Source organism: Lunatibacter salilacus (genome assembly GCF_009797935.1).
Classification (GTDB): domain Bacteria; phylum Bacteroidota; class Bacteroidia; order Cytophagales; family Cyclobacteriaceae; genus Lunatibacter; species Lunatibacter salilacus.
In genome coordinates, this window is sequence record NZ_VOLC01000028.1 from 30,591 (window position 1) to 54,896 (window position 24,306).

Annotated in this window: 14 protein-coding genes; 2 read left to right on the plus strand and 12 right to left on the minus strand. The window is 44.0% G+C overall.

What is annotated here, in order from left to right; genetic code table 11:
• Window positions 1–28 precede the first annotated feature (28 nt).
• Window positions 29–1,384: an ATP-binding protein gene (locus tag FQ608_RS25490; RefSeq protein WP_158861320.1), complete on the minus strand. Its 1,356-nt coding sequence runs from the start codon at window positions 1,382–1,384 to the stop codon at window positions 29–31.
• Window positions 1,385–1,695: 311 nt separating this feature from the next.
• Here FQ608_RS25490 and FQ608_RS25495 point away from each other — a divergent pair, with 311 nt between their 5' ends.
• Complete coding sequence (locus FQ608_RS25495) at window positions 1,696–2,691, plus strand: bestrophin family protein (RefSeq protein WP_158861321.1); 996 nt, start codon at window positions 1,696–1,698, stop codon at window positions 2,689–2,691.
• Between the two features lie 69 nt (window positions 2,692–2,760).
• Here the strand turns inward: FQ608_RS25495 and FQ608_RS28180 are convergent, their stop codons facing one another.
• From FQ608_RS28180 to FQ608_RS25550, 11 genes are all read right to left on the minus strand, one after another.
• Window positions 2,761–2,955: a PIN domain-containing protein gene (locus FQ608_RS28180; protein WP_158861346.1), complete on the minus strand. Its 195-nt coding sequence runs from the start codon at window positions 2,953–2,955 to the stop codon at window positions 2,761–2,763.
• Complete coding sequence (locus tag FQ608_RS25505) at window positions 2,946–3,221, minus strand: type II toxin-antitoxin system VapC family toxin (RefSeq protein WP_158861322.1); 276 nt, start codon at window positions 3,219–3,221, stop codon at window positions 2,946–2,948. The genes FQ608_RS28180 and FQ608_RS25505 overlap by 10 nt, the downstream gene beginning before the upstream one ends.
• A complete protein-coding gene (locus FQ608_RS25510) occupies window positions 3,212–3,598 on the minus strand; it encodes a DUF433 domain-containing protein (RefSeq protein ID WP_158861323.1) in 387 nt (128 codons plus the stop codon). Before FQ608_RS25510 ends, FQ608_RS25505 begins: the two co-directional genes overlap by 10 nt.
• Window positions 3,599–3,716: 118 nt before the next feature.
• A complete protein-coding gene (locus FQ608_RS25515) occupies window positions 3,717–4,391 on the minus strand; it encodes an ERCC4 domain-containing protein (protein WP_158861324.1) in 675 nt (224 codons plus the stop codon).
• Window positions 4,392–4,695: 304 nt separating this feature from the next.
• Window positions 4,696–7,140, minus strand: a complete 2,445-nt coding sequence (locus FQ608_RS25520) for an FtsX-like permease family protein (RefSeq protein ID WP_158861325.1) — start codon at window positions 7,138–7,140, stop codon at window positions 4,696–4,698.
• A gap of 377 nt (window positions 7,141–7,517) precedes the next feature.
• Complete coding sequence (locus FQ608_RS25525) at window positions 7,518–7,790, minus strand: hypothetical protein (protein WP_158861326.1); 273 nt, start codon at window positions 7,788–7,790, stop codon at window positions 7,518–7,520.
• A gap of 54 nt (window positions 7,791–7,844) precedes the next feature.
• Window positions 7,845–8,960, minus strand: coding sequence for a Gfo/Idh/MocA family protein (locus FQ608_RS25530; RefSeq protein ID WP_158861327.1), 1,116 nt, complete (start codon window positions 8,958–8,960; stop codon window positions 7,845–7,847).
• Between the two features lie 32 nt (window positions 8,961–8,992).
• Window positions 8,993–9,748 (minus strand): ThuA domain-containing protein, encoded by a 756-nt coding sequence (locus FQ608_RS25535; protein WP_158861328.1) that lies wholly within the window; start codon window positions 9,746–9,748, stop codon window positions 8,993–8,995.
• Between the two features lie 20 nt (window positions 9,749–9,768).
• On the minus strand, window positions 9,769–10,371 hold the full coding sequence (locus FQ608_RS25540; protein ID WP_158861329.1) for a plastocyanin/azurin family copper-binding protein: 603 nt from the start codon (window positions 10,369–10,371) through the stop codon (window positions 9,769–9,771).
• A gap of 17 nt (window positions 10,372–10,388) precedes the next feature.
• A complete protein-coding gene (locus FQ608_RS25545) occupies window positions 10,389–13,547 on the minus strand; it encodes a PVC-type heme-binding CxxCH protein (RefSeq protein WP_158861331.1) in 3,159 nt (1,052 codons plus the stop codon).
• Window positions 13,548–13,790: 243 nt separating this feature from the next.
• The gene (locus FQ608_RS25550; protein WP_158861332.1) at window positions 13,791–14,819 is read right to left on the minus strand and encodes a LacI family DNA-binding transcriptional regulator; all 1,029 of its coding nucleotides are present in this window, start codon (window positions 14,817–14,819) and stop codon (window positions 13,791–13,793) included.
• 559 nt (window positions 14,820–15,378) lie between these two features.
• On the opposite strand from FQ608_RS25550, the gene FQ608_RS25555 reads away from it, so the two are divergent.
• Window positions 15,379–24,306 carry a PKD domain-containing protein gene (locus tag FQ608_RS25555; protein ID WP_158861333.1) on the plus strand — a complete coding sequence of 2,976 codons (8,928 nt, stop codon included), beginning with the start codon at window positions 15,379–15,381 and terminating at the stop codon, window positions 24,304–24,306.

Below are 24,306 nucleotides of genomic sequence, written 5' to 3' on the forward strand. Positions count from 1 at the left end.
GAAATCCATTAACTATGGGGAGGAACTTTTAATGGTTTTTAATAAACCACTCAATATTCTCCCTGATCTTTGTGCCCAAATAGTAAGGCAAATTCATTAACAAATATGGCTTTCCTTGGGGTGTCTGGGTTTTTTCCACCTGGAATATCCCTCCATAGATCCGCACTGCATATGGATGATCTGCTATTTCCACAAATTGGTGTAAGGATCTCAATGAACCAGTCGCACCTGATTTGATTTCAATGGGGATGATTTTGTCCTGCCAGACATAAACGAGATCTACTTCGGCACTGGACTGATTTTTTTCACGTACCCAAAAATTTGGTTTCTGGTCGGAGTAGACCTGCAACGAAATCAATTCTTGGGTAACTAGATGGGGAATAAGTGACCCTTTATATGCGCTGCCAAAATCCTCCATACCGAGAAGTTGGCCCTGAATGCCTAGGGTATAATTAACAAGACCAGTATCCAACATCTGTACTCTTGGGGCCTTTTTTATATCAGCTTGTACTGGTGGCTTTAAATCTTTGGTCGGATAAATAAGCCTCAATATCCGTGCATGTTCCAAGCTGCGGAAACATTCCCCTACTTCCCGAGATCGATAGTTTGAGTTTCCAAAACCTTGGAATTTTATTCTTTGGTCTAAAGCCAACGGTGCGGTTTCCATGAGATGTCTGATGATTTTTCTTTCGTTGTCGTTCCCCGCATATTTCTCTATATCACTTTTGTAGGTTCCCCAAATGCTTTCATAAATCTGAGGAAGATCTGCCAGATTGTTTTTTGACAATTCAGTTCGAATGATCTCAGGCATACCGCCGATTATCGCATACCGATGAAATAATCCCATCAAGACCTTATGGACAGATTTTTTTATTGGGATTTCATTAGTGCGTTCTATTGCTGCCTTATTTCCGACAGCCTCCAAATATTCTAAAAAATTTAACGGGTGTAGGTATAAAAATTGGACTCGGCCAACTGGAAAGCTCCTAACATCTTTTAAGGCAAACTCTAGCAACGAACCCGCCGCAATTACATGAAGTTGAGGGATTTCTTCATAAAAATAACGGAGCAGATGAATGGCCTTGGGTGACTCTTGGATTTCATCCAAAAACAGCAACGTTTCACCCGTTTTTTCGGATCGAATATTATTTGAAAGGAATAATGCCTCGGCAATACTGTGGACGTCTTCAAGATCTTCAAAAAATGCACGATCAAGAGTCTTTTCTAAATTTAGAAGAATAGAATGCTCGTAAGTTTTGGCAAAATCCTTTACCAATGTAGTTTTCCCTACTTGCCTTGCTCCCCTGATAATTAGGGGTTTTCTTTTGTCAATGCTGTTTTTCCATTGAATCAAATAACTGAATGCCTGTCTTTTAAATCCCATCCTATATTATTTGTAACAAAGTAAGGGTAATATTAGCAAATATTTGTAACAAAGTAAGGGTAAATATCGGAATATTTTGTAATAAAGTAAGGGTAGATTTTCATTTATTCTGTAACAAAGTAAGGGCACCTACGGGATATATAGATCAAGTACGCCTGAATATCCTCTTCTTCGATGTATGGATGTTCAATATCGGAAGTCATTCTTCACTATATTCCTACAAATGATTCTTTCGACACCTGACATAATCCCGGATAAATTATATAAATTTAAGATTTAACTCGTTATTGAATTTTCTTAGTGCCTAACCTATGTATGTAAAAAGACATTATAGTTTGTGGATGACCATACGCTGGTCCAGGAAATCACTTTATTATGGACTGCTATACGCTTCATCGGTTACCCTAATTTATGAGTTGACTGATTTGGAATTTACCCTACCCTGGGAGCCAATCAGTGTGATCGGTATTGCAGTTGCTTTCTATTTGGGTTTCAAAAACAACAGTTCCTATGACCGAATGTGGGAAGCCCGGAAGATCTGGGGAGCCATTGTCAATGACAGCCGAACTTTCGCAACGGCAATTTTGACACTGATGAAAACCAACCCTACTGAAAAGGTAGTAAAAATCCAAAAGGAACTGATAAGACGGCATCTTGCATGGCTCTTAGCACTTCAAAATGTGCTAAGAAAAAAACGTACTTGGGAACATAACGAGGATCCTACCAAACTGGGATTTGCACCCTCCTTTTGTGAGGACTACAAAGAGGGGATTGATAATGAGATTTTACAATATATCTCTGCTGAAGAATACGAATTTTATAAAACCAAAAGCAATATACCTTCCCAATTGCTTAAAAAACAGGCAGAGGCCATCCAATTGCTCGAAGCAGAAGGGCTGATTTCTGATTTCAAGCACGTCTGGCTCCATCAGATCATTGGCAAACTTTACGACAATCAGGGCATGTGTGAGCGGATCAAAAATTTTCCTTTACCCAGACAATACGCTTCCACAGCGTTGTGGATGAATTATGTATTCTGTGCGTTGATCCCTTTTGGCTTACTCAATATATTTCAGACATCCTCCGTGCTCCATATCTGGCTGACTATACCGTTTTCGGGACTGATTATATGGATTTTTTTTCTGATGGACCGGATCGGGGATTATTCAGAAAACCCCTTTGAGGCGGCTTATAACGACGTGCCTATTAGTTCCATTACCCGGGCCATCGAAATAGACCTCAGAGAGATGATTGGCGATGAAAATATACCAGAACCCTATCCGGTAGAAAATGGGTTTTTGATGTAAATAAAAATGTTTTCAGTTAATTTTACCACGACTTTTCCCTACGATGCTGAATTTTAGCTTTAGATCTCGTTAATACGGTACTAAGTCTTTTAAAATCAAGAATTGAAAGTTCGAAACCACTCTAAGTCGAGAATCATTTGTGAGAAATGCAATATCTGGTGCAGATTGCGCGGTGGCTAAATGAATGGCATCGGGTAGACGTATACCTTTGAAACTAGCCCGTAAATGTGCAGCGTCCTTTAATATCTGCCTACTTACAGGAATTGCTTAAAAGTGTTCGAATCAGTTAATGTCTTGTCAAACATTTCTTGCGCCTTCAAATCCTTAACAATTATTGGTTTAACAAGGCATTCTGCAAGGCTAAGCTCCGAAGTCAAAGCGGAAAGGTTACCCTTATCAACACTTTCAAAAACGTCTTCAAGTTCTTTACAAAAGGGGTCTATTCCTTCCAATGCGTAAATGAAAATGTTTGCATCAAAATATACCTGAGATTTTTTAAGCCGTTGTAGCTCTTTCAGGATTACTCCCATTCATCTCGGAGTTTATTTATATGATCATCGATTTCTCCAATGGAATTATAGTTGCCCTTTGCGGCTCCAATCATATCGGCAAGACGTATTTTTGCAGTTGTCTTTTCTAATTTATCTTTCGCTTGGTAAAGACTTTCCCAATCTTTGATTACTGCTGTGTTTTTGAGTCTTAACGACGCATATAACAGTGCCGCCTTGATGTCCTCTTTTTCGAGAACAGGATGTTCCTCCAATATCTCCTTTTCCGAAAGCCCACTGGCAAGCAGTTCCAATACATCGCCAACCGGGAATCTTAAACCTCTTACGGTTGGTCTTCCTCCCATTAAGCCAGGCTTGATCGTTATACGTTCTAGAAGTGTTTTCTGGTCAACCGTCATGTCCGATCAAAATCTAGTGCGTTGCAGATTTATTTAATTCTAAAAAAATAAAATTTTTTGAATTTTTTTCCTAAAAAACTCAGGTACCTAATTAACACTTTCAAAATATACTCCCCTTCTATTTCCTCAAAATTTCAAGAAACCTATCAACGGTCTTTTTTCCTAATCCAGGCACATTCAACAATGCCTCGTTCTCCGCTGTAAATACAGCGTAAAGACTATCGAACTTTGCCAACATCCTCTCCGCCCTATCCACGCCAACACCGGGAAAGCCTTTTAGGATTTGCACCCTTTGGATATGTAAAGGAGGTTGTTTTTTAGTATATGACTGAGGAAAAAACCGCTGTTCCTCCAACCTGTCTTTGGTAAGTTGTTTGAAGCACTGCAACATCACCTGGACGGACTCCGGATAATTTTTCGTTTTGATTATGGGAAGCCTGAAGGCAAGGGAGAGGGAAATTAAAATTCCCTGTATGGCCTGTCGGGTAAAATCCGTATCCTTAAACTGACGGTTCCTTCCTTCCAAAATATAGATTGCTGGAATAGGGGATGTTGCGAGCAATTTTGCCTGTTTGAAAAGTCGTCCGTCTTTGATTGAATGGCAGAAGTCGGGAATGGTCTTTCTTTCCACCAACAAATCACTGTCCAACAGATAATCGCCGACATCCATGCGTTGTCGGCAAACAATCATATTCCCCAACTTCCGAAACTCGTCCTCCAACGCAACCGATTCCCGGTCATCGATGCTGACCTGTAACGGAAAATAGGAGGAGGTTTTTAAAAATTTGGACATGGAAAAATGGCATTTGCCTCCCTAAATTACAAACAATTCATATAAAATCAGATAACAGTTAAGTTCTTTTTTTTGCTGACAAGTCAATCTAAAATCTTGTAGTCAAAAAGCAGAAAAAAAGATGAAACATACGAGGCATATAAGTTTTAAAATGAAAACAGAACTAAAACGGATTGCACAGCGACTCTTCCACTTTGTTCCGTGAGCCTCAATCCTGAGTTCCTCAGGTTTTCATCACTTCGCACCTACTCGGTGCGAAGTGATTCAACCCTGATATTAAGGTCAGGATTTCGTCTTTACGCACCTACTCGGTGCGTAAAGACTCAACAGGATTTTTTAGGGCGGCGTTTAGGGCTTGGGAGCTTATTGTGAGGACGGCGATTAACAGCGTAATCACTGCCGCACCCGCAAATATCCACCAGCCCATGTCAATTCTATAGGCAAAGTTTTCCAGCCAAAGGTTCATGGCATACCAAGCAATAGGTGTAGCTAAAACAAATGCAATCAGTGTCAATTTCACAAAATCTTTACTGAGAAGCGCCAAGATAACGGTGACATTGGCACCCATCACTTTGCGGATTCCTATTTCCTTGGTCCGCTGTTGGACTGATACCGTTATCATTCCTAATAGACCCAGGCTGGAGAGCAAAATGCTTAAGCCACCAAATGCCACACTCAATGTCAACGCCCTGCGGTCATCCTTGTACAGCCTGTCAAATTCCTCATCCGAAAAAGAATATTCAAAGGGATGTTCAGGGGTAAATTCATTCCATACGTTTTTGGCATGGTCCACTGCTTGAGTTGCATTTCCCGCGTTCACCTTAACCAAATAAGAAGAAGCCCCAAATTGGTCAATACTAAACACAATCGGATCAATTTTTTCATGTAAACTCTTGTGGTGATAGTCCTTAACCACGCCAATGATAGTGCCATTTTGCTCCCAACCTGTCTGTGACGACCTAGTAGAAAATGAGGTCCCCACTACAGGTTCCTGAAGCTCAAAAATTTTAACAGCGGTTTCATTAATTATCAGGTTGTTGATGTCCGCAGTATTTTCCGCTTGAAACCACCGACCCGAAACCAGGGTTAGGTTTGCCAATTCAGCATAATCTTCATCCGCCCAAATCATGACAGCATCCAAAGGTTCTTTTTGGTCTGGGTAACCTGACCAGGAAATACTGACAGGTCGTTTCCTTTTGTCATCCAGAATTGATGCGCCATTTACTTGGGAGACAGACTGGATGGCACTACTTGCAAGTAAACTGGTTTTAATACTGTTAACCCGGGTTCTATGGCGTTCCTGTGCCTCTACATCACCAAATCCAAATCCCAAAGGCAAAGGGACATGTAACCTAAACACCTGTTCCTTTTGGTAACTCTCTGTTTGCTGCTGAATAAAAGCAAATTGATAATAGATCGTAACAATTCCCACAAGCAGCACAACGGTAAAAACGAGTTGGCCGGTTACCAACACCTTTCTGAATCCCTGACGACTAACTCCTGCCAACACCTGGTTTTTTAACAAACCTATAGGTTTTAATGTAGCCAAAACCATAGCTGGATAAAGGCTGGTCATAATAAAAACCAGCGCAACAATCCCAAAAATTAACAATAAAATTTGAGGATTCATCAGGTTGAGTACAAGGTTTCTTTCTGCAAATACATTGAAATCAGGAAGTATCAAAAAAACCAACAACAAGGTTACACCTGCTGCCAGTATGATGGAAAGGAAGGTTTCCACCATTACCTGAATAAATAAATGATATTTTGACGCACCCACAATTTTCCGAATCCCGATTTCCTTTATACGGGTACCGATCCTCGCAATGGACAGGTTGACGAAATTGACGCTGGCTACCGCAAGCAGTATTATAGCAAGAATTGAAAAGACCCAAAGGTTAAGGGTGTTTCCATGCGGAATAACCTGATCAAGAAGGCCAGTTTCAAAATGTAAATCCGTAAGGGCAATTAATCGGGTTCTCCTGGGTGAATCAGCCATCCATGGTGGCCTATTACTTTTTATGATTTCATCAATTTTTTCTTCGGCTTCTTTGACAGATGCACCTTCGAAGAGTTTTAAAAAAAGTATTTGAGAATACATTCCCCAAGATTTTTTGTCCCCTGCATCCGCAGGTCTTTCATCGTAAAGGGAATTTGAAATCAGGATGTCCTGCTGAAAGGAGGAGTTGGCCGGAATGTCTTCAATAATTGCGGCTACGTCATAGGCAACTGAATCAATATAGAGAGACTGCTCTAAAGGAGGACTGTCGCCAAAGTATTTTGCAGCCTTGGTACGGGTTAGGATAACCGAACGGGGATTGTTGAAAAAATAATCCAAGCTTCCCCGGTGAACTTTATAATCGAACATGTGTACCCAGTCCTCGCCTACAATGAGGGCATTTGTTTCCTTGAATTGGTGGCCATTGATTTCTAATATTTTCCGCCCTAAACTGTAACCTGCCATCGCCATTTGTTCTATTTCAGGTACCTTCTCCTGAATGGCCTCTAATGTTGGGTATGACGAAGTGCCCCCAAAAAGATATTCGGCTTTAATCGTATCATAATCAGCTCTCAAATAAATCCGGTCCGCTTCCGGATAATAGTCGTCGAAGCGCAGCTCATTTTGACTCCAAAGCAGAATAAGAACGGCTGCTGCCATGGCGACAGACAGCCCACCTATATGTATCGCTGAGCTTATTTTAGTCTGCAAAAAATACCGGAAGGCGATTTTAAAATAGTTCTTTAGCATAATTGAGTTTATTAATGATCATCGACCAAGTCAGGTACCTCCATTTTCATTCTTCAAGAAATAATAAAGCAGGATGTCTTAATCTTAGTTTGCGATATTCATGCCAGTGAAAATAAGGTTAAATCTTCGTTTAGAGCCCATTTTTCAATTTGCAATCAAAAACTCCCGAACAAAAATGATCGTATGCGGGCAAAAATACACCAACTTCAATTGGTGATATGCGTCTCCACTCCCCAACTTGTCCGGGCCCTTTGACAAACATCCCCAAACGAAATCTAATGCCCCATGGAACCTGCGGCTTGGCATCGGCTTCCAGGTCCAATGTAATCCAATTTGAAAAAGGCTTTTATTCCATTATTTTTTTAAGGCTACTCTAACTAAACTTGCTGGGTAAATCCGCCGTTAGCGGCTACGTCCCACACTTCCATGCTTTTAAAAAAAGGTTTATCCTGATCCAAATTGATCTGGAGTTTGCCCTGTTGATAGTTTTCTATCGGCCAGGTAACTTCTAGGTATTCTTGCTCTAGTTTGGCCTTGGCCTTTCCGTTTTTATCAACCTTGGACAGATCTACCTGGGTCTGGGCGAAGACGCAGGAGCATACAAGCAAAAGTACTTTTATCAAACTGTATCGGATAAGTTGGGTTCTCATGGGTATCGAAAGCCGATACCCATGCAAATAGATAATTACTCCATACTTCTTCTGTTAATCAAATACAGGAATGGTAATCCTTTCTCCGCCTTTCATAGCGGATTCATGGGCGCAGATCCCCGCACAGGTGTAGTTTGCGGCTTTGACGGCATCTACGGCAGAATCCCGTCCCTCGACCATGGCAGCTACAAACTCCTGGACCAGGTGTGGATGTGATCCGCCATGTCCGGCACCCTGTAGGAAAGATACATGGTTGGGGTCGTCTATTTTTTCTCTTTTAGTAAAGTGTTTTATCGGCTCTATCAACAGTTCATCCGTATCCGGAACGTCGATCCTGCGGGCGTTTTCCCCCCCGTCAAATATCACATGACTTTCATCCTCCAATTGTTCCCATTCGAAAGACATCTTGGTACCATACACGTCATAGGATTCTCTATATTGCCTCACCACGTCAAAAAGAGAGCGGGTAGCTTCTGCCACAACATCAGAATCTTTAAGGGTAAACGTAGCCGTTTCAACCGCAAAGGGTGATCCGTATCGTTTGGCTAGATCTTCGGATAGCCTACCTGACCCATGGCAAACCACCGTTTCCGCAATCGTATTGTTGATTCGTAATAGGGGAGATATAGCGTGGGTGCCGTTTAGCATAGGAGGGAAGCCTTTCCAATATTCCGCCCAGCCTTCCATACTCATATCTTGGATGTGGGAGCCGCGGACAAACTGAATCTTACCCAATTCACCGCTTTCCGCCAGTTTAAGTCCATAAAGGAATTCCCGGGTATAAAGAGCCGTCTCCATCATCATATAGACTTTGTTGGCTTTCTTTTTGGCTTCCACGATGGCCTTACAATCTTCCACAGTCATGGCCATGGGGATGGTGCAGGCAGTATGCTTGTTGCCGTTAAGCGAAGCAATAGTCATTTTGGCGTGCTCCGGCACAGGCGTAACTATATGGATGGCATCCACATCCTCTCTCTTAGGCACGTCTTCAAAATTGGTAAAGCAAAGGTCCCTGTTTAAGTTGAATTTCGTAGCCAACTCATCGAGGGTTTTCTGATTTCGGGTACAAATGCCGACCTCTTTGATATTGGGGTGACTTTGATAAATAGGGATAAACTCTTTTCCGAATCCCATCCCAACAATGACAACAGTGAATTTTTTTTGACTCATTTTTTAGCTGAATTTTTTAGTATGCGGATTATTTATTTAGCAACCCATCGGATTGCGTTCGTAAGCAGTTTATGATAGGCATCCAAGTCATGGGACTCTCCATCGTGACCCAATGCAATTCCCACTATCTTTGTCTTTGGGTGATTGACTACAAAAACCGAAGGGTAAGTATCCGGTTTGTCACTTTTAGCGGTGGCCAACACTTGGATTCCGGGACCTTTTGGGTCCACTTTATAGTAATACAATTCATCCTTCAGCGTGAATTTTGCGGGAACTCCTTTCATTACCGGGTGCTTTTTGTCTGTGACAGTCACTTCGAACTCCCCATACCGATCATGGCCTCTAGATCCCCCGCTGACTATATTTAGATTATACTCTGGCCAATCCGCCCAGTTATACCAAAGGGCAGCATGACCCAAAACAAGCCCTTTACCGCTGTCCGCAAACGCCATAATAGCTTCGCGGGTTTTAGGGTCTTTAAAAGGTTGATTGTTGGTCAGGTAAAGCACGTCGATATCCTCCAATTGATCCAAGACCGAATCGGTATCATCGGTGTAAGTAACATCTGCGAAGTTCTTCTTTCGTAAGATCTCCACATCCCTGCCCTTATACCAAGTATCGAAATCATGCGATTCTCCACCGCCAACCATCAATACTTTGATCGGGTTTTTTGGTGGATCCGCATACACATGTCCAATTAGACCCGCACAAATCAGCAGGATTAGCACTACTAGCCTGAAAAATCCATCTGTTGATAGGAAGGTCTCGGCAAACTTATTTTTTTTCATATAGGTAACTTTAGGGGTTTTTAAGATTTTTCTACCACCATGATTCCACTCATCATACGCCAGTGACCGGGAAAGGTGCATACAAAGGGATAGTTGCCAGGCGTGGTCGGGGCGGTAAATTTGAGCGTGTACACTTCATTTGGTCCCAGCATTTCCGTTGCAAAAAGCACCTCCGGCATATCTGGAACGTAGTGTTTTTCAGATGCCTTCGGGTCTCTGAGCATGGCGTCTGCGGCTTCACCTACTTTTTGGAGGGTGTTTGGTTTAAGGATCAACAGGTTATGCTGCATCCCATCCAAATTGTCCAATTCGAGAATGATTTTCTTTCCGGCCTTTACAGTAATGGTATCTTGATCAAACTTCATCAGTTCAGGTACGACCTCTAACCAAATGGTCGTCGCATCATCCTGTTCGATTTTCACCCGTTCAGATAAAGTCGGATAAGGGGGGATACGATTTGACTTAGAAAACTCCGAAATCAAATTTGTGGTACCATTGCACATGGTCATTGCATCCAAATCTACCCCTACCTCAATACTTTTACTTTTTTGAGATGATGTATTACCTGCAACCCCCAACAGGCAAGCTGATAATACCAGGGTTAATACTCCTTGTTGAATCATAGTAATTTATTGTTGGTTTAATTTAATTCCAAAACCAGCCCCTGTAAATTGCCTTCAAAGGGAAAGTCTTTCTCATAGCTAGCTACATTGTCCTCACCGCCAAGGTCCCTTCCGGACCGTACACTTGGAAACACAGGAGATTTAAATAGCGGAACAGCGGATGCTGATGCGTAGATTTCGTCATTTACAAGAAGGCTGAGTTTGCCGTTACGTTCCAAACTGATTTTTACATCAAAACTGTCCGGTAGCTCTCTACCCTTGGAAGTTAGGGTGGTTGATTGGCCGTTCTGCATCAGGTCAAATATCAGTTGGCCATCCTTTATATACAAGGAATAACCGGACTGACGGTTGCCATGTGCCAAAATTACCCCGGAAGGGTTTTCATCTCTTCTTCCCGAAATATTGGCTTTAATCCGTATTTCCTTATCGGTCAAATCCGGTGAATACTGAAGTTGGTTTCGTCTTCCCAACTCATACCTTTCGGTAGCTACCCCGGTCAAAAGTCTTGCCAGCAACCCGGAAGCCTGTCCAGCCTTGGATGCATGTGCGGTAAATGCTTCGCTATGTACGGAAGTTGCCGCAAAAAGGGCTTTGATCAACCAGTCATCCTGTGCATTTTCTTTTATATCAGCGGCTTCAGCCAGCATCTGACCAACTTCAGGAGAGGTTGGCATAGTAGCAAGTTCCAAGAACGCGTGCATTCTTACATTGAGGTTGGGATCCTTTGTCAGTCCGGCCTGCTGTATGGCGTTTAAGGTCTGCTCAGTCTTTGGCAAAGTGGCTAATGCTGCTTTTTTCACGCCGGCGGCCGGGTGCTTTAAAGCATCTTGCACCGCTTTTATGGCCTGAGGGTTATTTCCCTCCAGTTCTCCCATGCCATGAAGTGTCCAAATGGCATGTACGGCCGGACCGTTAAGTCCTATCTCGTCAACAGATTTGTCGTTTATAAGGGCGATCAGATCGGGAATCACAGCCTTGTTTTTTGATTCCACCAAAAGACGCTGCCCAGTCATTCTCCAAAACATATTACTGTGGGATAGCGCATCCACTAGTCCGTCTGAGTCCTCCTTTGCAAGGGTCATGGGTGCATTCTTCTTGGCATTTTTGTAGATAACCCGGTAAATTCTACCGTGGTTGGTATCCCTTAGCTCACTGTGAAATGCATTGCCCTGTCCATGGGGTTGGTCTTCAAATGGCAGCACCATCCTGGAAGGTGCCTGCCGCTCTACAAACACATTATGTTGAATGATAAAATTATACCAATCCGCTACCCAAACAGCCCCGTCCGGTCCAACGGCGGAGTATACAGGACCAAACCATTCATCGGAGCTGGCCAATAGGCTCCAACCGTCTTTTTCAGCAAATCCCGCTCCTGAAGGCTCTATAATGGCGTTGTGTGTAAGGCGGATAGTGGGTTCGTTTACAAAGGCTATTCTGTTCCAGTATTCTTTTGGAAAATCCCTTGCGGTATAGAAATTGATTCCGGCTGCCGAGGTAAAACCACCTACCACATCTACTTGACGTAGGTTGGGTGTCAGGGAATGTCCGTCATAGTGCCCGTCGATTTTTTGAATTGATTGTATTTGAAAGGGTGGCTTGTCTTCCTCTTCTGTCGCCTCTGGCAGGCTTCGTTGTAAATACTTCGCAGGTACAGAATAGTATGCGGCATGGGTATTGTTGGCCGTGGAAATAAAAACGTTGTTGTCCTCTGTAAAACCAAGACCCCAAGTATTATTACTGGTGGAAGCAAGGTATTCAAAATCCTTTCCGTCAGGCTTCAAATTATAAAGTCCCTGCGGAAATGACATTCTTTGTCCATTTACTGTCCCTTTAAATCCGGAGTAGCCGGTCACCCCCCAGATTTTATTGTCAAAGCCATATTGCAAGTTGGAAGGGCCGGCATGGGTGTCGTTTTTCCCCCATCCTGTCATAATTACCTCCCGGACATCTGCTACATCATCGCCGTCTGTGTCCTTTAAGAAAACGAAATCCGGTGCCATGGATACGATAACCCCTCCGTTGGCAAATACCATGCTCGTAGGAATGTTAAGGCCGTCAGCAAATACAGTGAACTTGTCCGCCCTTCCGTCGCCGTTGGTATCCTCGCAGATTTTGATCCGGTCATTAGCCTCGCCGTCCGTTTCTTTGAATGTATTGGGGTAATCTACAGATTCCACGATCCACAACCTCCCTCTTTCATCCCAAGCCATGGCAATGGGATTCTGTATATCCGGTTCAGAAGCAAACAGGCTGATTTCAAAATCTATGGGCTTTTGGATAAGTTTTTGGGATTCAGAAGGAGATAGGGCTGGCTGTATACGGGGAACTTCATACCTTTTGGTGAAATCTGAGATAGGTTCATCGTAAATGGATACTTGAGGGATATTCAAAGCGGCAATGCTTTGTTGTATACCTTCGCCCATTGCCCAAAGGATTCCGTTTTTCACTAAATTTAGAAAATCCAGGTTTTGCCAGGTCCGCTCATCGTGTCCATATGCTGTATAAAAAACCCTTCCCTGACCAACGTTTCTTACCCAGGTATACGGTTCTGATTTACCATTTTCTTCCCGAATCATCAATACGTCCATATCCTCGTTAATCCGCTGATGCACGTAGGTTTCGTCCCCGGTAGTAAATTCATTGATGCCTTGCATAATGGGATGGTCGGCTTTGACAATTTTACCTGTAAACTCCCCCTCACCATGCGAGGCAAACTGACCGCCAATGGTGTTGATATACCAGTCTGAGTTTTTAAAGCAGCCTGTTGCCGAATGAAGTGGGATTAAGCCTTTTCCGGATTCCACAAATGCTTTCATGGCAGCTTCCTGATCCGGTGAAAGGTGCTCGTGGTTGGCATAGATCACCAAGCCATCGAATTTTGCAAGGTTTTCGGAATTGAGGTCTTCCGTAGTTTCGGTATAAGTTAGATTGATGCCACTGATAAAAATCGCCGTTGCCAGCCAAGGTGCAAACCTTCCCGAGTCATGATGTTCGCTATCGTGTCCGAGAAATAGGATTTCAGCTCTGCGGGGTTTTATGTCTTCGGCATACTCTCCTCCTGTTTTGCGAATATTTGTTTTGTCGGTGCATTGGAAAGCAAGTAAACCTATAAAAAAGAGCAACAGCAACCTTCGAGAAGTATGCTTGATATTTTGGCTTTTTTGGGATTTTGTCATTGGGTTTTTAGGGGGTAAAATGATGCTGATACTTGCGGGGGAAAACTATCCTATTTTATTTTTGAGTGCTAGTTTGTCGGGTTTTTTACAAGGGTACATTGTCTTTCTTATTTGCGTTTTGCTTTGCTGTCATTTGACCGTAGTTCACAATCAATTAATTTAAACAACCGGTTGCGTAAACTTACAGATTATTTTTAATTTGACAACGTTGAAGGTATGGTTTTTTGGTTGAAAAGACCCCCATTAGATGGTGCTACTACTTGAATCCCTGATTTGCAATTCCGCAGTCAGCACTCTTTTTTCGGGAATGTGATCTTGTCCGTTAATTTGATTTAATAATAATTCAATTGAAGTTTCTCCGATCTTAAATGCCGGCTGCACCAAGGAGGAAAGCTGCGGCTCAACCACCCGGGCAATCGGTTCGTCGCAAAAGCCTACGACCGCAACCTCGTCAGGGATGTTGACATGGTTTCTTTTTAAGGTCACCATCACCCCGATGGCGATTGGATCACAAATCGCAAAAATGGCATCGGGCTTTATCCCCCTGTCAAGCATTTCCTGTGCCGCCATACTGCCATTTTCCTGCTCCAGTCCGGAGCCACAATCGATTAGCAGATTTTCATCAAACGGTATCCCATACGCGGACAGTGCGTCTTTATAGCCTTCAATCCGCTTTTGGGTAATCTGCAATAAAGGTGGTCCCGCAAAATGGGCTATCTTCCGGCGTCCCTCCCTAATTAGGTGTTCCACGGCAGTAAACGCTCCCTGATAGTCATCTATTGTCACACTGCTCACCTCCATATCCGCACACACCCGGTCAAAGAAAACGATGGGTACATTTTTGCTTTGATATACCTTAAAATGGTCAGAATTGACCGTTTCTCGGGAAATGGAAACGATCAATCCATCGACTTTGCTGGATAGCAGTGCCTGCGACACAATCACCTCCCGTTCATAGGATTCCGCCGACTGGCAAATGATTACCTTATAGCCGGATTTATATGCCAGTTCCTCAATCCCGGAAATTACCGTGGAAAAATAATAATGGCTAAGCATGGGGACGATTACCCCGATAGTTTTGGTGGACTTTTTTGATAGGCTGTAGGCAATATTGTTGGGGTGATAATTGTATTTTTTTGCCAGATCCTGAATGGCTTGCCTAGTCTTTTTGCCTATAGAGGGATGGTCTTTCAAAGCACGGGACACCGTTGATTTGGAAACTTTAAGTTCCCGTGCTATATCCAACATGGTGGCATCTTTGTACTCCGTCATCCAAATTCTGTTTTATTGCATTTTTAATTATCAAAGATAAATATAGTTCTTTTAGGTTAAGAAAGTTGGGTATCTGAATTTGTATCCACCAGGATGTTCAAATTTGCTTTCAGGATTACTGCATTTTTTATCCTAAGCTCAGAATCACATCAAAAAATTGAAGCAATATATGGAGGTTTCCTCTTTGGGATTCCCCGTCATTTTTCTGAAACTATGACCTGAAAAATCACAACTGAATTCCCGAAGTCGATTTGAAATTTTGTGCAAAATGGCTTAAATGATTCACTCAGACAAAAAACTCGATAAGCAGGAAAGATTAAATTACATTTTTATGGATTTTATTGGATGACTAAAAAGGAAATTTTCAATAAAAATATATTATACAAATATTTATTATTGATATATATTGTATTTGAAGTCTCGTTTTAAGCGGTCTGAATTAGAAATGTTTTTTGAAACTATTTAAAGGTATTTTATAAATTTCGCCTCTAAAGTATCTGCTGTTAGGTGTTGTTTATTAGTATTTTACCTGCAAGATTTGGCAAATAATACTACTACCGTGAATACACAGAGACTTTTCCTCGTATTATTTTTAACCTTAATTTTCTGGCAGTCAGGTTTAGCCCAGAACTATATTATGGTTGGGCAAAATGAAAAGTACAGTGAAATCTCTGCAACCAATTTTGTCTACGTTCACCAAGTCAACACCCCAGTTCATGTAGATCTGTCAATAGCGCGATTTTCCACAAGCCCCCCAAACGCGGTGTTTTATGGTTTCAATTCTCCTAACCCGATTCCGGCTAACTGGGTGTTGGAAATTTTGCCAGGTGTCAATTATCAAATTATCAATCAAAACAATGTCCTATACACGGGAACTCCCAATCAAACCCTGACTGTAAGAGGAAGGGTAAAGAATACGGAAGGCGTTGTAATTTCCGGATTGGGAAATATTGAATTACGATACAGAATTGTGGGGAATTTCACTCTTTCCTCCTCCTTCAACAATACCTGTACCGGTGAATACTTGGTTAGCGTTAACGAACATACTTTTTCCAATACGGTCATCTCCAGGCCGTATACGGTTGAAGTCTTTGCAGGGGGCAACTTAGTCGATGGATTTCCCCAGGTTTTCGATGGTCCGGGCGCAAACATTATCAGTTTGGGGGGACTTGACCTTTCGCCTCCCAATTACGAGTTTGTGGTTACCAACGTAATTGGACAGGAAGTGAGAGGCTCGTTTACCATTTTTGAGGCTTACTATCCCCAAGCCATCGTTACATTTGCCGGTTTTGAGTGTTCTGATTCTCCGTCGGGAAAAATTGACATTGAGGTAGAGGGAGCGGCATTGCCAATAAGATGGACCCTGACAGATGATTTAGGTAGTGAAATAATTAGCAGCGAGAGCACGGGAGATTTTCAGACGTTTGGGGTTTCGGTGGTAATACCCAATTTAGGTGCGGGCAATTATGAATTTACCTTTATAGATAAAAATGAATGTGGTGGATCGGTACCACTGTCCATTTCAAATCCCTTAGAAATAAAACTGGATCTGGTAGATTCCAGTCCGGTTACTTGCCCCTCAGGAAATGACGGTGCTTTGTTGTTCTCCACCAAAGGGGGATGGACCCAGCCTTCTGAGGAGAACCCATTTAATCCCGTCAATTGGGGGCCTTCCTATATATATGAATTGGCAAAAGATGGGATACCTGTTGCAGATGTGCCATTAAGGTATGCCGGCTATGATGACGATAATATCCAAACCAGTTGGATGGCTTACTTTGACAATTTGGAAGCAGGCTCATACACGATTAAAGTTTCGGAAATAATTGCAGCCAATGATCGGGCACCGGAAGACATTGAGTACGCTTGTGCAAGAACGTTGGGACCGTTTATAATTGGAGAACCTGAGGAATTCGAATTGAACCTCACCCAAACTGATGTCTTCTGCCATGGGGAATCCTCAGGTGAACTGTCCATTGCGCCAACAGGTGGTACCCCTGATTATTCCATCACCTGGTACCGGGGTAATTTTTCAGACTTGAATAATCCCGGGGGACTTCCTGAGGTACTTAAAAATGAGATTATTCCCTCCGGGGGAAGCAGCATGCTGGCAGGTCTTCCTATAGGTCCATATGCTGTCTTGGTTGGAGATGCCAATAGTTGTGTAAATGTTTACAACTTTGAAATTACGCAACCGGATGAGTTGCTTTTTTCCGTAGAAGAAGTAGTAGATGTCAGCTGTTTTGGTGAGGCAACGGGTGAAATCACCATACGCATCGACCAAGAATCTGTTGGAGGATATAGCACCTCCCTGACCGGTGTTGATTTCACGGGAGAACTCGTGTCTTTTTCCAGTCCATTTTCTTCCGATCATACGTTTACCGGACTGAAGGCAGGTACCTATGAGGTTTTGGTCGAAGATGCCAATCTCTGTCAGGTGCTAATAGAGGAGATTATGATCACGCAGCCTGACTCTGAATTGGTAATAGAAGCGGGTGAAATTTCAACTTTTGGTGACAAAAACATTTCCTGCTTTGGAGCTAGTGATGGTTGGATTTCTCCTGCCATACTTGGCGGAGTGGGGGAATATCAAATTAATTGGAACGGGCCGTCAGGTTTCACTGCAACCACACCCGCTATTTCAGATCTGTCTTCCGGGGATTATACCTTGGTGGTGACTGACGAAAATGGTTGTACAGCCAGTTTTTCCTATACCCTGGAACAGCCTGACGACATAGTTGTGTCAGGTTCGATTTTTGATTTCAATGGTTTTGGCGTTAGCTGCCAGGGGGCCTCGGATGGATCCCTCACCTTGGAAGTTGTGGGAGGGACTGCACCTTATGCATTTTCCTGGACGACTATGGGCGGGAGCCTTACTCAGGCACAAATGAGCCAGCAAAACCTCGCGGGAATATCTGCAGGGACTTATATGGTGGAGATACGGGATAACAACGGATGTATTAAGGCAGAGACTTTTGTCCTAAACCAGCCCCAAGAGCTATTATTGGAAGAGGCTGTGGCGGTAGACGTGCTTTGTAAAGGAGATGCTTCCGGATCTGTTGCTATTCAAGTTTTGCAGGAATCTGTAGGACCTTACGTCTTTTCCTTGAATCAAGGCGGCATAGAGCTCACCAATCTGCGCACGGAGCAGCTTGGTTATGTTTTTGAAAATCTTGTAGCGGGTTCTTATAAAATTCTGGTAGAAGACAATAATGGCTGTTTTAAAGAAATTTCCGTCAACATAGACGAACCGGATGCCGGAATAGAAATTATCCCCGGAGGACTTTCAACTATTTCCTGTTTTGGTGCTGCTGACGGCACGATTTCCATTGACGTGACAGGAGGCGGAGGGCCTTCCAATACCCCCCATTATGAATTTTCTTGGACCTTTGACGGTCAGCCTTTTGTTCAGAACGCAAGTTCAACCCCAAGATCCCTGAGAGGCCTGGAACCTGGTAGATACCAAGTGACGGTATCTGATGGAGAGGACTGTTCGGTAATCTCAGAGGAATTCGTTGTATCCCAACCGAATGAACTGGAAGTTTCTGGCATGCTTTCAGATTACAACGGATTTGGCATAGGTAGGCAAGGGGCATCGGATGGTTATATTGCGTTGACTGTGGCTGGAGGAACAGCACCTTTCGAGTATTCTTGGACTACAGTGGATGGCCTGATCCCTGCCGGAATGGAAAATCAAAATTACCTGAATGGTTTAGTTGCAGGAACATACTCAGTGGTAATAATAGATGCGATGGGTTGTAGCACCTCGGAGGAATGGACCCTTATCGAACCACAGGAATTAATCTTGGAAGAGCCTGTACTATATCCTATTGATTGTTATGGAGAAAATAGCGGGCGTGTTTTGATAAGCATAGAAACGGCCTCTGTTCCACCATTCCAATACATCATTTCCGGCATAACTTATGAAAATATATTCTATAATCAGGAAATTTTAAGTCCTGAGAGTTCCCTTGAATTCCAGGGCTTGTTAGCTGGACGCTATTCGGTCACCGTCCGTGATGCCAACGGTGTGGAGGAAACCTTGGAAGATCTCATCCTCTTGCAGCCTGCCACTGGCATGGCCCTTATCGACGAGGAGGTAAATGCCATTACCTGTTTTGGAGAGGGCGATGGGAGCATCAGCATCGGGATTACCGGGGGTGGAGGATTGGAAAGTATGCCGGTATACACTTACACCTGGTATCGGGACGGACAGCCTTATGCCCTGCGGGGTGGGGATTCCCCTAATGCATTGACCAACCTCTCCCCGGGTGTTTATTTTGTAGAGGTGGAGGATGGGCATGGCTGCTCCGTTACTTCTGAATATTATGTGGTCGATCAACCGGATGAGCTACGAATCGATGGGCTACTTACGGACTATTCCACCTATGGAGTCAGTTGTCATGGGGCTTCAGACGGAGAAATCAGCTTAACAATCGAGGGTGGCATCGACCCTTATAAATATACTTGGATTTCTGAGGACGGTACGCTTGACGACGCATTTGTAAACCAAAAGGACCTGACCGGACTGCCTGCCGGAAGCTATTCGGTGACTGTGGAAGATGCCAATGGCTGCACCGAATCCGCTACCTTTATCTTGACGACTCCCAACGAACTTCTTCTGGATGCGCCTTCCAAAGTGGATATACTATGTCAGGGAGCAACCACTGGTGCTATAGTCGCTACAATAAGTCAACAGTCGGTAGGTCCTTATACCTACAGGCTGGTAGAGGGAAATACACTTTTGGCCAGCGAACAAACTACCCAAGCCTCCTATACATTTGAGGGCCTATCCCTAGGCACTTACCTGATAGAGGTGGAGGATCAAAATGGCTGTGTGAAAGTTTCCCGACCCTTAGATATACTTGAACCCGGTGATGGAATTGCATTTACTTTGGAAGAATTTAATTCTATCAGCTGTTTTAATGCTGCTGATGGATCGATCACCATTGATGTAGAGGGTGGGGGTGGACCGTCAAATCAACCGGACTATTCGTTCTCTTGGTCTTTAAATGGGAGTCCTTTTGTGCCAAATAGCAGTTCTACGGCTCGTCAGTTGGTGGGTCTACAGCCTGGAATCTATCAGGTAACCGTCAATGACGGCTTTGGCTGTGTGCTGTCATCCAGAGAGTTTAACCTGACCGAGGCGGATGAATTGATAATCAGCGGTAGCTTATCGGGCTATAATGGTTTTGGCGTCACCTGCAATGGGGCTGCTGACGGAGCCATTACGTTGTCCCTGTCAGGTGGCATGGGGCCATTTTCGTATAGCTGGTCTACTTCGGATGGGATGCTTTCTGAAGAACAGAAATCACAGAAGGACCTTTTCGGGTTGCTTGCCGGCACCTATAGCTTAGAGGTGATGGATGAAAACGGGTGTACCGAATCAGCTTTTTTCACCCTAACCCAACCCAATCAGCTAGAGCTCAGTTTGGCCGATGTGGTAGATGTAACTTGTAAAGGAGCAGCAACAGGATCTTTGAAGGCCAATATCACCCAAGAGGCCGTGGGTCCATACATCTATACGCTTTATGCGGATGTCACTGTCATCAATACCGCGACCACCGCAGACTTAAGTTATACGTTTGAAGGGCTTGTCGCAGGGCATTATAAAGTGCTTGTTCAGGATGACAATGGATGCATTCAGGAATCTTCCACGTTGGAAATAATAGAACCAGAAGCTGGACTTGAGTTTTTACTTCAGGAAAAGTCAGACATTCTTTGTACCGGAGAGGCTGACGGAACTATCGATGTAGAGGTAATAGGAGGGGGCGGTCCGGCCAATTTGCAGGAATACACCTTTTCTTGGTTCTATAACGGTCAGCCCTACGCAGTTAATAGCAGCTCCACTAATACAGCTTTGAGAGACTTGGTCGGTGGCGATTATTACCTGGTAGTAGAAGATGGATTTGGATGCTCAATTATCTCTGATACGTTTTCCATTTCCCAACCCATTGCCATGGAGGTATCCGGTACCATTTCAACTTATAATGGCTTTGAAATTAGTTGTCATGGAGGTAATGATGGAACCATCGCGTTGACTATGTCAGGAGGGTCAGGTGTATTCGCGTTCAGCTGGTCCACCTCTGATGGCAACATACCTTCGGGACAAGAGAGCAACCGGGACCTTACTGGATTGACTGCGGGAACCTATACCGTCTCCATTAGGGACCAAACCGGTTGTGAACTTTCAGCAAGCTATACCATAAGGGAGCCTGAGACCTTGATCTTGAGTGAGGATAGTTCCTTGCGTCGGCATATTGCCTGCTATGGAGAAGCTACTGGGGGCATTGTGGCAGTGGGAGCTGGAGGGAATGCGCCTTACACCTTTATCATCTCAGGAGAAACTTTTGAGGGAAACGATTACAACTTTACCTCTGACGCTACCACACAAAACATCTTTGCTTTTGAGGGGTTGGAAGCCGGGGATTATCGTGTTGAAATCGAAGACCGAAATGGCTGTACTGTCTCCATCGCAAACAACATCACTATCAACCAGACAGTGGCTCCTTTGGCAATAGTAAATGAAGAGTTGTCAGATTTTAATGGATTTGGGGTTTCCTGTTTTGGGGAAAATGATGGGTTTATTCACTTGGAGGTAGATGGAGGAATAGGCCCTTACACATATAGCTGGAGTGGTCCAAATGGATTTACCGCCAACAGCCTAAATTTGGATAGAGTCGCTCCCGGTATATATACCTTCACCCTCAACGACCAAAATGGTTGCGAAGTAACCAGAGATTTTAATTTGGTTGGTCCGGAACCGATTGACGTGCAGACATTGCAACAAAATGTGCTTTGTGGCGGAGAAAACAACGGTAGCATTTTTATACAGGATGTAAACGGGGGTACGGGTAGCTACCAATTTGTGTGGATGAAAGACGGTAGTGGAGTAATCTCCAGAACTTTTCAACCAACCAACCTGCGGAATATTGGGCCAGGCAGGTATATCCTGATCGTCACGGACGACAGTAATTGTGAAGTGATCCAAACCTTTACCATCACCGAGCCGGAACCGGTGGAGGTGCAGGTGACTTCCAAATCTGATAACGCATGTTTCGAAGACAATAATGGCAGCATTGAAGTTTCCGTAGCCGGAGGCACAGCCCCATACACCTATTCGTGGACAGGTCCCGAAGGATTCGTAAACACGTCCAGAAATCTTCAGAACCTGTATGCCGGTGAGTATACACTGCATGTTACCGATGCCGTTCAGTGTGTGACAACAATCAACGTCTCTGTTGATGAGCCGGAAGAGATCCTTATTGAGGAGACATTAAGTCCAATTACCTGTAATGGGGAAAACAACGGTCAGATCATTTTGGATATTTCTGGTGGAGCCGGTGTATTCCAATACAGGTGGACCGGACCAAATGGTTTCTCCTCAACCAACAAGAATATCAGGGATCTCTTTGCTGGAGACTACCTCTTACAGATCACCGACGAGATCAACTGCACATTGGAACGGAAATTCACGATTACCGAACCGGGTGAACTGAAAGCAAACCCCGTCATTTCAAATTATAATGGATTTGAGGTTAGTTGCAAAGGCGGCAGCACCGGATCTATAGACCTACAGCTTTCTGGAGGGACTGGCACGTATACTGTGATATGGGAAGGTCCCCAGGGTTTTTATTCGGAAGCAGAAAGAATAGAAGAACTCTATCCCGGCGAATACGAAGTGTTTGTTAAGGATGAGCGAGATTGTTGGTTCAGGACCACCTACCTCCTGAGGGAACCGGATCAATTGGTAATTGGTGAGGAGAACCTTACGCCTAAGAGGGTTTCTTGCTTTAATGGAAGGGATGGCAGCATATTGGTAAGCCTGCCCAACCAATCTGTAGGGCCATATCTGTATGAAATCAGGGGGCAGTATTTGAATGGAGTTTATCATGAGGATGCAATCCAAACATCAGAATTGTCTCATGAGTTTTCAGATTTAAGGGCTGGCTTATATGATGTTGCAGTCACTGATGCCAATGGTTGCCATATTACGGAAGTGGCCGGGGTGGAGATTAGTCAACCGCAAACTGTTTTGGAGGCAAAGGTCGAGGTTACTGATGTCCAATGCTATTTAGCCAACAATGGTACAGTCCGCGTACAGGCCGAGGGAGGAACTGCACCCTATACCATCCTATGGAACAGCGGGTCCGAAACCTGGACATTGGACAATTTGGCCCCAGGTAGTTACACCGCAGTGATTACAGACCGAAACGGATGTGAGGCGAGTGTCGCGGCAGCGATTCAGGAAGCTCCCGTCTATATAACCAAGCCAGAAGTGTCGGACATTTCCTGTAAAGGATCGAATGACGGCTTTATCAAATTGAATATCCAAGGTGGCGCGGCTCCAGTTAGAGTGAAATGGGACCATGGCCCACAGACACCGGAGCTTTTCAATCTATCTTCGGGCACCTATTCGGCAACCATACTTGATGGAAGCAACTGCGAGATCAGGGAGGTGTTTGTAATAAATGAGCCCGACCAACTGCGTATGACGTCCTCAGTAATTCACGCTGTGAATTGCGAAAATCCGACGAGTGGGGCTATCGAGGTAAATCCAACAGGCGGTACCCCGCCCTACACCTATGAATGGAGCGACGGCAGCAATAAAAGGTTTGCAGTAAATCTGGGAATCGGGCAGTATAGTGTTAGGGTGAGGGACGCCAGGGGATGTTCTCTAACAGAGCAGTTTACCATTCTTGGATCTGAACCAATACAGGCAGTAGTGATCCAGTACCCTTCCAAGATCTGCGAACCCAGAACCATGCAGACAGTATTTGAAACAGTAGTCTCCGGTGGACAGCCACCTTACGATATCTCGTGGGACAGAGGCGCGTCCAGTAATGAAGGGGCCACCATGGTGACGCAGGAGGAAGGTTTGTTTTCCCTTACCGTTACAGATCAGTTGGGTTGTCAGTACGTAGAGGTTTTCTCCGTAAAGGCTGAAGACGATATTCTATTGGATTTCGAATACCGGTCGGATAGCTATGGCGAGTTTTACGAACATTTGGCCAATTATGACATTCATTTTACCAACCACAGTGTCGGAGAGATAAGGGAATTCGGTTGGAATTTCGGAGACGGCAATACGAGCAGTGACAGGGACCCGGTACATAGATATGGAAAATCCGGGAATTATGTGGTTACACTTTCGATGAAGGATGTGGATGGATGTACAACCCAAATCCAAAAGGAAATTCACATCACCGATTATTTCCTGGAGATTCCCAATATCTTTACTCCTAATGGAGATGGTCTGAATGACCGTTTCTTCCCCAAATTCATCCACGTTGTAAGCTTGGAATTATGGGTTTTGAACAAATGGGGAGAATACATTTTTCATACCAGCAAGTTGGATGATAAAGGTTGGGATGGAACCTTGGAGGGTGTGGATGCCCCCCAGGGTAATTATGTGTACAAATTAAGATTCACCACAAGGGACGGTAGAGTGCAGGATCGCACGGGCCAAATCTTCTTAGCCAGATAA